The 10,688-nt window shown below is 45.6% G+C and carries 8 protein-coding genes and 1 pseudogene; 5 read left to right on the forward strand and 4 right to left on the reverse strand.

All coding sequences use genetic code 11. The annotated features are described in order from the left end of the window. A pseudogene (locus IQ224_RS17665) lies at nucleotides 1–682 on the forward strand (hypothetical protein); the annotation flags it as partial. A 15-nt stretch (nucleotides 683–697) separates the two neighbouring features. Here the strand turns inward: IQ224_RS17665 and IQ224_RS17670 are convergent. After that, nucleotides 698–964, reverse strand: a complete 267-nt coding sequence (locus IQ224_RS17670) for a TIGR02450 family Trp-rich protein (RefSeq protein WP_004157027.1) — start codon at nucleotides 962–964, stop codon at nucleotides 698–700. Between the two features lie 129 nt (nucleotides 965–1,093). Further along, nucleotides 1,094–1,708, reverse strand: coding sequence for a transcriptional repressor LexA (lexA, locus tag IQ224_RS17675; protein WP_002737392.1), 615 nt, complete (start codon nucleotides 1,706–1,708; stop codon nucleotides 1,094–1,096). A gap of 912 nt (nucleotides 1,709–2,620) precedes the next feature. On the opposite strand from lexA, the gene nifJ reads away from it, so the two are divergent. Further along, nucleotides 2,621–6,175 (forward strand): pyruvate:ferredoxin (flavodoxin) oxidoreductase, encoded by a 3,555-nt coding sequence (gene nifJ, locus IQ224_RS17680; protein WP_084989927.1) that lies wholly within the window; start codon nucleotides 2,621–2,623, stop codon nucleotides 6,173–6,175. Nucleotides 6,176–6,177: 2 nt separating this feature from the next. Next, the gene (locus IQ224_RS17685) at nucleotides 6,178–7,203 is read left to right on the forward strand and encodes a dihydroorotate dehydrogenase-like protein (RefSeq protein ID WP_036400280.1); all 1,026 of its coding nucleotides are present in this window, start codon (nucleotides 6,178–6,180) and stop codon (nucleotides 7,201–7,203) included. 176 nt (nucleotides 7,204–7,379) lie between these two features. On the opposite strand, the gene IQ224_RS17690 is transcribed toward IQ224_RS17685, so the two are convergent. Beyond that, a complete protein-coding gene (locus IQ224_RS17690) occupies nucleotides 7,380–8,228 on the reverse strand; it encodes a DUF3598 family protein (RefSeq protein WP_036399856.1) in 849 nt (282 codons plus the stop codon). Between the two features lie 37 nt (nucleotides 8,229–8,265). Here IQ224_RS17690 and panD point away from each other — a divergent pair, with 37 nt between their 5' ends. Continuing rightward, the gene (panD, locus tag IQ224_RS17695; RefSeq protein WP_002741892.1) at nucleotides 8,266–8,685 is read left to right on the forward strand and encodes an aspartate 1-decarboxylase; all 420 of its coding nucleotides are present in this window, start codon (nucleotides 8,266–8,268) and stop codon (nucleotides 8,683–8,685) included. Nucleotides 8,686–8,759: 74 nt separating this feature from the next. Next, nucleotides 8,760–9,947 (forward strand): TRC40/GET3/ArsA family transport-energizing ATPase, encoded by a 1,188-nt coding sequence (locus tag IQ224_RS17700; protein WP_002741890.1) that lies wholly within the window; start codon nucleotides 8,760–8,762, stop codon nucleotides 9,945–9,947. A 368-nt stretch (nucleotides 9,948–10,315) separates the two neighbouring features. Here IQ224_RS17700 and IQ224_RS17705 read toward each other — a convergent pair whose 3' ends face one another. Next, nucleotides 10,316–10,645, reverse strand: coding sequence for an NAD(P)H-quinone oxidoreductase subunit M (locus IQ224_RS17705; protein WP_002738864.1), 330 nt, complete (start codon nucleotides 10,643–10,645; stop codon nucleotides 10,316–10,318). Nucleotides 10,646–10,688 lie beyond the last annotated feature (43 nt).

Below are 10,688 nucleotides of genomic sequence, written 5' to 3' on the forward strand. Positions count from 1 at the left end.
CGCCCCAAACCCGCAGTTACCGGCAAATGTGGGCAATAAAACCCCTTTACCGCCACCGCCCCCCGTGGGAACCGTTCCAGCCCCAGTTCGTCCCTCTAGCGTCCCCCTAGTGATTCCACCGCCCACTTTACCGCCGCCACCAGTCACAGGTTCGCTTCCCGGCGGCACGGCGATCATAATTGAACCGAATAATCAGAACATCCCGATTACTGCCCCCCCCGTCACTGGCGCTCAGGGTACAAATGCACTGGCAGATGTCCCCCCCACCACGATGAATCCGAGTCCAGCACCGCCAAAATTGCCCAATTTACCGCCTCTAAGCCCTGTTAACCCCGAAAATGTCAATTTAGACCCCAAACCGTCCACAAGTACCGCTAAAGCTCCAGAGACGAACTTACTAGATACAATTCCCCAAGTGGCAGAAACCAGAGAATATTTTCAGTCCCGTTGGCAACCCCCGGAAAGTCTTAAGCATACTCTAGAGTACCGTTTGGTCTTAAATCAGGATGGTTCCCTAAAACAGATTATTCCCCTGGGACAGGCGGCGAAAATCTATCTCGATCGCACTAATATGCCCCTGCTCAATCAACCTTTCGTGTCTCCCCTCGATATCTCTGGTAATCCCCAATTGCGTCTAGTTCTTGGTTCTGATGGTACGGTGCGGACTTTTATGGAACAGTAATAGGCTGTACTGCATTTAATTTACAATAATCTCGTCGGCGCTGTCGGGTTGGTTCATTTCCGTTAGGGTTTGCCAACCTGATTGCCAGAGATTCGCGTCTTGCAACTGTTTAGCATTAATCCAGAAGCGGACAGTCGGATCGCAGGAAGCGACTAATTCGGCAAAAACCCATTGACTGCGATTTTGACGATTGACCACTTGAAAATGTCGCCAGCCCCATGTTTTTTGTTTTGCCGTCCATTTTGACCCCAAGAGATGGGGATACTTCTGTTTTTTGGGCATAAAAGTTAAAACACCTGAGTGCGGGATAGGCTAAAACCCTTATATTATCCTAGTTTGCCAACCCGATTCTTTTCCAGTAGCCAAGGAGAGGAAAAATGATCGGGGCGCTTAAGTGCGCCCCAGTTTTGGCTAATAACCGCGCCAAACACCAACCAAAACCCCTTGCACCTGTACTTGTTCAGTATTGGCTGTAATTGGTTGATATTTTTGATTGGAGGGTTGGAGAGTGATGATTTCGCCTTCTTGGTAGAAACGTTTTAAAGTAGTACCGTGGCCTTCGACTCTAGCGGCGACGATTTCCCCATTGGACACCCCTTCATTGCCTGTGAGAGAACGCATAATCACCAGATCCCCATCGGCAATATGGTCCTCGATCATACTGTCTCCGGAAACCCGCAGAGCATAACAGTCTTGACTGCGTTGCAACAGGTTAGAAAGATCGAGTTTTTCTTCCACATCGGTGAAGGGTTCCACTAAACCACCAGCAGCGATCGCACCCAGAACCGGTAAACCTTGCACTGGTTGTTTGAGAATCCGCAGGGTGCGTGCTTTTCCTTCTGTCCAATCAATATAGCCTTTGGCGCGTAAACGTTCTAAACGGCTTTGAATCGGTGCGGGAGAGCGTAAATTCATCGCTCGCATCATTTGCCGGATGGAAGGGGCGTGCTGAGTAGTGCGAATGTACTCAATTAGCCAGTCGTACAACTCCTGTTGCGCTTGAGTAAGGGATTCGAGGTTAGTCATGATCTATTTTCCTATCCTTGGGTTAAGATAATTTGTACTTTAGTTCATTTGTGTTTAACCTAGTACATCTTAACTTCATCGGCCGACTAAATCAACTGATTATTAGATCTCTTGCGAAAATCAAAAATTGTCGTGCTTGGTTAGGAGACTCCGAGACAGCCTTGAATCAGTTATCAGTTAGGGACTTGCTTGGGAATAATATCCCAATCGATCGGAGGGCGCAAGCTTTGCGCCCCTACAGTAACGGATTTTGTCCACAATGTAGGGGCGAACTGCGTTCGCCCAAAAGGTACATTATCAAAGCGCAAGTCCCTTATCAGTTATCAGATGCGAGTTACAGCGTTTCTCAGATAGATGAGGTTCGTTCTTGCGGCTACCATACTTGATTAGCAAGGGTTAATCTGTGCTTCACCTTTACGAGAAAGGCCGTATCAGTTCACTGATTACTGATTACTGTTCACTGATAACTGAAAAGTCTCCCTTCTCCCCACTTCATAATTAATAATTCATAATTCCTTCTCCCTGCTCATAGACAGTCTTAACGAGTAATTTAGATAGTCAACAGCTTATCTTCTGACCTAGCACTTTTTTTAAAAAAGTATCATTAATTTTTATCTCAATTCTTAATATTAATTAATCCTAGGGTCGGTTGCGGGCAAACTCAGCAGCGTATTAAGAAAAAATAACGAATTGCTAGAAAGCCGAGAATCTGGATAATGATCGAGGTGGAGACAGAAAAATTGCTCTACTTAAGCCTGTCTGCCGTAAGCGTCCAATAGTAGATAGGGAGTCAAAAGCGACGCTCAAAGAAAATCCTTCGGTTGTCAGGGAAACGAGAGGATATTTAGTGCGAAATTGAGCCGTAAAAAAACTTAAAATCCCGACAAATATCGTAAAAACTAAGGGGAACACATGACCACAAAAACCTATGCAACCATAGACGGTAACGAAGCTGTTGCACGCGTTGCCTATCGTCTCAGTGAAGTAATCGCTATTTATCCTATCACTCCCTCCTCGCCTATGGGTGAATGGTCCGATAGTTGGGCAGCCGAACGCAGAGCTAATCTCTGGGGAACCATTCCTTCCGTAATCGAAATGCAGAGCGAAGGTGGGGCAGCGGGAACCCTGCACGGAGCGCTACAAACAGGCTCTTTAACTACTACTTTCACTTCCTCGCAGGGATTATTATTAATGCTCCCCAACTTCTACAAAATTGCGGGGGAATTAACCTCTTCAGTAGTCCATGTGGCGGCCCGTGCTTTAGCAGCCCAAGGGTTGTCAATTTTTGGGGATCATAGTGATGTCATGTCTGCCAGAAGTACGGGTTGGGCTATGTTAGCGGCTAATTCCGTTCAAGAAGCTCAAGATCTGGCGGCTATTGCCACGGCTACCACCCTAGAAACCAGGATTCCTTTTCTGCACTTTTTTGATGGGTTTCGTACCAGTCATGAGGTGCAAAAAGTCGAATTAATTAGCGATGAAACTCTCAAAGAACTGATCGATGAAGACCTAATTATTGCCCATCGTCAAAGAGCTTTAACTCCCGATCGACCGGTGTTACGAGGCACGGCACAAAATCCCGATGTTTATTTCCAGGCAAGGGAAAGCGTCAATCCTTTCTATCATGCTTGTCCCGATATCACTCAAAAAATTATGGATCGTTTTGCCCAATTAACAGGACGGCAATACCATCTCTATGAATACCACGGTGCGCCCGATGCCGAAAGAGTGATTATGTTAATGGGATCGGGAGGGGAAACCGTCCATGAAACCGTGGATTATCTCAATCAAAATGGGGCGAAAGTTGGGGTTTTAAAAGTTCGTCTCTATCGTCCTTTTGCCGCCGACAAATTACTGGCAGCTTTGCCCACCACAGTGAAAAAAATAGCCGTTTTAGATCGCTGTAAAGAACCCGGTGCTGGGGGCGATCCGCTATATTTAGACGTGGTAAATGCCTTTATGGAGGAGTACGAAGGCAAGCTGCCGAAAATTGTCGGAGGACGCTACGGTTTATCTTCCAAAGAATTTACTCCAGCTATGGTTGCTGGTATATTTGATAACTTAAGTCTCGACAAACCGAAAAATCACTTCACTATTGGTATCGTTGACGATCTTACCTTTTCCAGTCTGGAATATGACCGCAGTTTTTCCACCGAACCAGACAAAGTAGTGCGGGCAGTTTTCTACGGTTTAGGTTCCGATGGTACGGTGGGAGCTAACAAAAATTCAATTAAAATTATCGGTGAAGATACTGATAATTATGCCCAGGGTTATTTCGTCTATGATTCCAAAAAATCTGGCTCTGTGACCGTTTCTCACCTACGCTTTGGACCGGAGCCGATTCGCTCTACCTATTTAATCACTGATGCTAACTTTATCGCCTGTCATCAGTGGGAATTTATCGAACAATTTGATCTGCTAGAAACCGCTAAACCGAACTCAATTTTTCTCCTCAATAGTCCCTATCCACCGGAGGAGCTATTTAGTCACCTACCCCGCAATCTCCAGCAAACTATCATCGACAAAAATCTGCAAGTTTATACGATTAATGCCACTCAAGTGGCCAAAGAAGCGGGGATGGGCAGCCGGATTAATACCGTGATGCAGGTGTGTTTCTTTGCCCTAGCGGGAGTTTTGTCTCGGGAAGAGGCGATCGCACAAATTAAAAAAGCCATCCGCAAGACCTACGGCAAGAAAGGCGAAGAAATCGTGCAGATGAACATTAAAGCCGTCGATTCTGCCCTAGAACATCTCTATCAAGTGCCAATTTCCGCCACTGTCACCCCCGAAGCTTTTGAATTAAGACCCCCAATTCCCGACACCGCACCTGCTTTCGTCCGAGAAGTCCTCGGCAAAATTATCGCCCGTCACGGGGATCAACTACCCGTTAGCGCCCTTCCCAACGATGGGACCTATCCCACCGCCACTAGCCAATGGGAAAAACGCAATATTGCCCAAGAAATACCCGTTTGGGATGCAGATGTCTGTGTTCAGTGCGGTAAATGCGTTCTTGTTTGTCCCCACGCCGTTATTCGCTCGAAAGTCTATGATGAGGTCGAATTAGCCACCGCTCCAGAAACCTTTAAAGTCGCTAATGCCAAGGATCACGACTGGAAAGGGCTAAAATTCACCATCCAAGTGGCCGCCGAAGATTGTACCGGTTGCGGTCTCTGCGTTGATGTTTGCCCCGCTAAAAACAAATCGCAACCACGTCTAAGAGCGATTAATATGGCTCCCCAACTGCCCCTGCGGGAACAGGAACGAGTTAACTGGGATTTCTTCCTTAATTTGCCTAATCCAGACCGATTAAGCCTAAATCTCAATAAAATTAACCATCAGCAAATGCAGGAACCTCTCTTTGAGTTTTCTGGCGCTTGTGCCGGTTGTGGTGAGACTCCCTACGTTAAATTAGTCAGTCAGCTATTTGGCGATCGCATGATAGTGGCTAATGCCACCGGTTGTTCATCTATCTACGGAGGTAATTTACCGACAACACCCTGGGCAGTTAACGCCGAAGGTCGCGGTCCAGCTTGGTCGAATTCCCTCTTTGAAGATAATGCCGAATTTGGCTTAGGATTCCGGGTTTCCATCGATAAACAGGCAGAATTTGCCGCCGAACTGTTAGCAACCCTCGCTAGTGAAATCGGAGAAAGTCTAGCGGCAGATATTCTCAATTGTCACCAAGTCGATGAAGCGGAAATTTACGAACAACGGCAACGGGTAGAGGCCTTAAAATCCCGTTTAGGGCAGTTAACCCCGACCACGCAGGTGAAAATGTTGTTATCCGTGGCCGATTATCTGGTCAAGAAAAGCGTCTGGATTGTCGGGGGTGACGGTTGGGCCTACGACATCGGTTATGGTGGTTTAGATCACGTTTTAGCCACTGGTCGTAATGTGAATATTTTGGTCATGGATACGGAAGTTTACTCGAATACGGGCGGCCAGGCCTCAAAAGCTACTCCTCGCGCTGCCGTAGCTAAATTTGCTTCTGGTGGCAAACCTGGACCGAAAAAAGACCTCGGTTTAATGGCCATGACCTACGGTAACGTCTATGTGGCCAGCGTGGCTATGGGGGCAAAAAACGAGCAAACTATCAAAGCTTTCCTAGAAGCGGAAGCTTATAACGGGCCATCGTTAATTATCGCCTATTCTCACTGTATTGCTCACGGGATCAACATGACCACCGCCATGAACCATCAAAAAGAAGTGGTGGAAAGCGGTCGCTGGTTAATGTACCGTTATCATCCCGATTTAGCTAAAGAAGGCAAAAATCCCCTACAATTGGACAGCCGTGCGCCTAAGCTTACCGTAGCGCAAACTCTCTACTCGGAGAATCGCTTTAAGATGTTGGCCACCAGTAAGCCGGAGGAAGCTAAACGTCTGCTCAAAGAAGCACAAGCAGATGTGGATACGCGCTGGCAAATGTATCAGTATTTAGCAGCAAAAGGTACAGGAGGCAAGGAATAGTTATGAATCTACACACTACCTACATGGGTTTGCAATTGCGATCGCCGCTAGTCATCGGTGCGGCCGCACCCTTGAGCGAGGATATCGACAATATCAAGAGAATGGAAGACTTTGGGGCCGCTGCCGTGGTTTTACACTCCTTTTTCGAGGAGCAGATTAAACACGAAAGACTGGCTCTACACCATCATTTTACCCACGGAGCCGAGAGTTTTGCGGAAGCTTTGACTTATTTTCCCGAACCGGAGGTTTTTCACGTTGGTTCCGACGAATATCTCAACCATATTCGCAAAGCCAAAGAAATGGTCGATATTCCCATTATTGCCAGTCTCAACGGTGAGACCTCTGGGGGATGGTTGGAGTATGCCATTCAAATTCAACAAGCGGGCGCTGATGCTTTGGAGTTGAATGTTTATTATGTTCCCAACGACCTAGAATTAACTGGAAATCACGTCGAACAAAACTATATTGATATCCTGAAAATTGTCAAATCGGAGGTATCAATTCCCGTCTCGATGAAGTTAAGTCCCTACTTTAGCAATACAGCCAATATGGCTAAACAATTAGCGGAAGCGGGGGCCGATGGGTTGGTATTATTTAACCGTTTCTATCAGCCGGATATCGACTTAGACACCTTAGATGTTCACCCCAATATTATCCTCAGTAATCCCCAAGCAATGCGTTTACCCCTGCGCTGGATTGCCATGCTTTACGGTCGTGTACCGACGGATTTTGCCGCTACCAGTGGCATTCATAACGCCATCGACGTGATCAAAATGATGATGGTGGGGGCAAAAGCTACTATGTTAGTTAGTGTTTTATTACGCCACGGTTTGGAGGAAATTACCAAGATCGAACAGGGTTTATTGCATTGGTTGGAAGAAAATGAATACGAATCGATCGAGCAGTTAATTGGCAGTATGAGTCAAATGAATTGCCCAGATCCGACTGCTTTTGAACGGGTACAGTACATGAGGGCCCTGCAAAGTTACGAACCTGTTTGGAAACGTTTTCAAACCACCAGCAAATAAAAGTGGGAAGCTTTTTTCAGTTATCAGTTATCAGTTATCAGTAATCAGTAATCAGGGCTCTTCTAGGTTCTGTGTGATAAGTTTAACTTACATAGGATCGATCAATCTTTGTGTCCTTTGTGTCTTTGTGGTTCGTTCCACCCCCTCGCTAGGAGAAATGTATCTTAGAATACATTTTACCCACCAAAGCTGGGAGAGCCATAGTTTTCTTTTTCCTCCGTCACCAGAGTAATACCCGTCCATTCTCCCTTCTGATCATAAGAACGAATTAGGCGCTGTCTTTGAGTAGGAGAAAGTAACCAACCCACCTCTAAAACAAAAGGATGACCGGCAGTAATTTTCAGAGGTGTATTACAGGAAGCTCCATCGGGCAGCAGTAGAATTTGCATCGGCAGCGGACTATTTTCAAACAACAATCTTTGTCCCTCAATACGAGCGCTAGAAGTGATTTGATGATCACCAAAAGTCAAGGTTTGCGAGAGATAATTATCCCCCTGACGCTCGATCGAGACATGGGTAGAATAGGCAGCAGAATTATAAAAATCTCGTCCCGTTGTCACCGCTTGTCCTCGCCATTGACCCAGTAATTGCTCCACCGTTAACATCGGTCTTTCTGGTGACTGAGAATCAACTAATTTTTCCCGAATTAAAGTCAAACGATCGAACTCACAGCGTTCATTAAATAACTGTACGATTCTTAATCGTCTTTCCCCAGAGATTAAGCCAAATTCTGCTCCGAATTGTGAGGAAAAACTACTAAAATATAAAGAACCTTGACAAAAAGCTCCCGTCTGGCTAAATAGAATACCCTGATGCAGAGAACTATACTCTAAAATTAAATCTTCCGGCTCTCGATCGCTGTAGAGACGGCGAACCAATTGACGAATCGATCGATTATTATTAATGCCTTGCAAAGATACCAAAGTCGGGGTATCTTCGATCAAGTCGCCTTGGGGAGACAGACGGGTAAAAGAACCTTGCCATTGACCGAGATTTTTTAGTAAACATTCCCACTGGGAGAGCATAATAATTGAGGTAATTGGGGGAAATAGGAAAAAATACATGGGAACAATTCGATTAATGCACGCCAAACTCCATCGAGTGCGCGTCAGCGAGGCTAACGTCGATTATGTCGGCAGTATCACTATCGATCGAGAATTGATTGAGCGGGTCGGTATTTTGCCGCTTGAAGAGGTGGATGTGGTCAATCTTAGCAATGGTAAGCGCTTTTCCACCTACGTTTTTCCCGGCCAAACCGGGGAAATTTGCCCCAACGGTGGTGCGGCGCTGCTCTGTCAACCCGGAGATATTTTGATTATCTATGCCTACGAACAACGTCCGAGGCAAGAAGTTCTCGAAAAGGGTCATTTTGCCAAAGTTCTCGTCGCTGATGCCGAAAATCGCTGTCAGCAATTTTTTGAACAGAGCCTAATTCCCCGGAGTGATGGTCAGGGAGTGGAATTCCATAGCCAAGAATGCTGATTCTTGTCCCAAATTTGTTAACTTTCCCGTCATAATAAGAATAAGTAATGTAAACTTTCTTAGAATCAGCCCCCATGCGTGTAATTCTCATGACCGGTAAAGGAGGCGTGGGTAAAACCTCCGTCGCCGCCGCTACAGGACTCCGCTGCGCCGAACTTGGCTATAAAACCCTAGTTCTCAGCACCGATCCCGCTCACTCTCTCGCTGACAGTTTCGATCTCGAATTAGGTCACGATCCTCGTTTGGTACGTCCCCATCTTTGGGGAGCAGAATTAGACGCACTAATGGAATTGGAAGGCAACTGGGGCGCAGTAAAACGTTACATTACTCAGGTATTGCAAGCTAGGGGCCTAGATGGAGTGCAAGCGGAAGAATTAGCGATTTTACCCGGAATGGATGAGATTTTCGGCTTAGTTCGCATGAAGCGCCACTACGATGAGGGTACTTATGATGTATTGATTATCGATTCCGCACCCACGGGGACAGCTTTACGATTGCTGAGTTTGCCAGAAGTGGGCGGTTGGTACATGAGAAGATTTTACAAACCTTTACAGGGAATGTCGGTGGCATTGCGACCACTGGTGGAACCTTTTTTTCGACCGATCGCCGGTTTTTCCCTACCGGACAAGGAAGTTATGGACGCTCCCTACGAGTTTTATGAGCAGATTGAGGCTTTAGAAAAGGTTTTGACCGATAATACTCAAACCTCGGTACGTTTGGTGACAAACCCCGAAAAAATGGTGATTAAGGAGTCTTTACGCGCTCATGCCTATCTAAGTCTCTATAATGTTTCTACCGATTTAATTATTGCTAATCGGATTATTCCCGACAAAGTAACCGATCCTTTCTTTGCTCGTTGGAAAGAAAATCAACAGGGTTATAAACAGGAAATTTACGATAATTTTCATCCCTTACCGGTTAAGGAAGTTCCTCTTTACTCCGAAGAAATGTGTGGTTTACCCGCTTTAGAAAGACTGAAAGAAACTCTTTTTGCTGGGGAAGATCCGACTAAGGTTTATTACCAAGAAAACACCATTCGGGTAGTTCAACAGGAAAATAATTACAGTTTGGAGTTATATTTACCCGGCATACCAAAGGAACAGATACAACTAAATAAAACTGGAGACGAGTTAAATATTCGCATTGGTAATCACCGTCGTAATTTAGTTTTACCCCAAGCTTTGGCAGCCCTGAAACCTTCTGGAGCAAAAATGGAAGATGATTACCTGAAAATCTCTTTTAGCAACGTGGTAAAAGTGTAATTTCCCTAGATTGGGTGGGAAGTGGGGAGGTTTTCAGTGATCAGTAAACAGCGAACTGAAAACTCAAATCCGATCTCTGATAGTTGTCTCCCCTCAACCGTCTCGACTAGGAAATTAATTTTGCACGACCACTTATCTCTTGGATTTGGTGGGTAAAATGTACTTTAAGATATATTCCCCCTAGCGCGGGGGTGGAACGAACCACAAAGACACAAAGGACACAAAGATCGATCCTATGTAAGTTAAATTTATCACACAGAACCTAGAAGAGCCATTGTTCCCTCACCCCAATTCGTGAAATTCCTCTTTGTAGCGATGCAAATTCCCCACCTGCCTAGGTGTCTGGGTGGGGACTGACGCGGGATCGTTCACCCTAATTTTGGTAAACCCATACTATAGTTCTGGACTCTGGCATTGAGATTATAGCTGATTTCGCCTTTTTGCAGGAGAGAACGGATAAAATGTTCCAGATCTGAACCGATGCGACGGAGATTATATTCGCTCAGTTCTTCCCCATTGTAGGACTCTACCAATTCATCAAACTTACTATAAACCTTATTGAGAGCCACTTCTTCCCAATTAAATTCATTATCGGGATCCACATCAAGAGTCAAGACATTATTACTCTCGATTAATTGATTATTTTTTACTTCAGCCGTATAAATGCGAATATGACGGGTCGTGGATTTTAACAGCATGGAATCTTCAGGGTAAGTTAGACGCTATGTCTAAGATTTTGCC

It is taken from the genome of Microcystis sp. LEGE 00066, from assembly GCF_015207925.1.
Lineage (GTDB): Bacteria > Cyanobacteriota > Cyanobacteriia > Cyanobacteriales > Microcystaceae > Microcystis > Microcystis ichthyoblabe_A.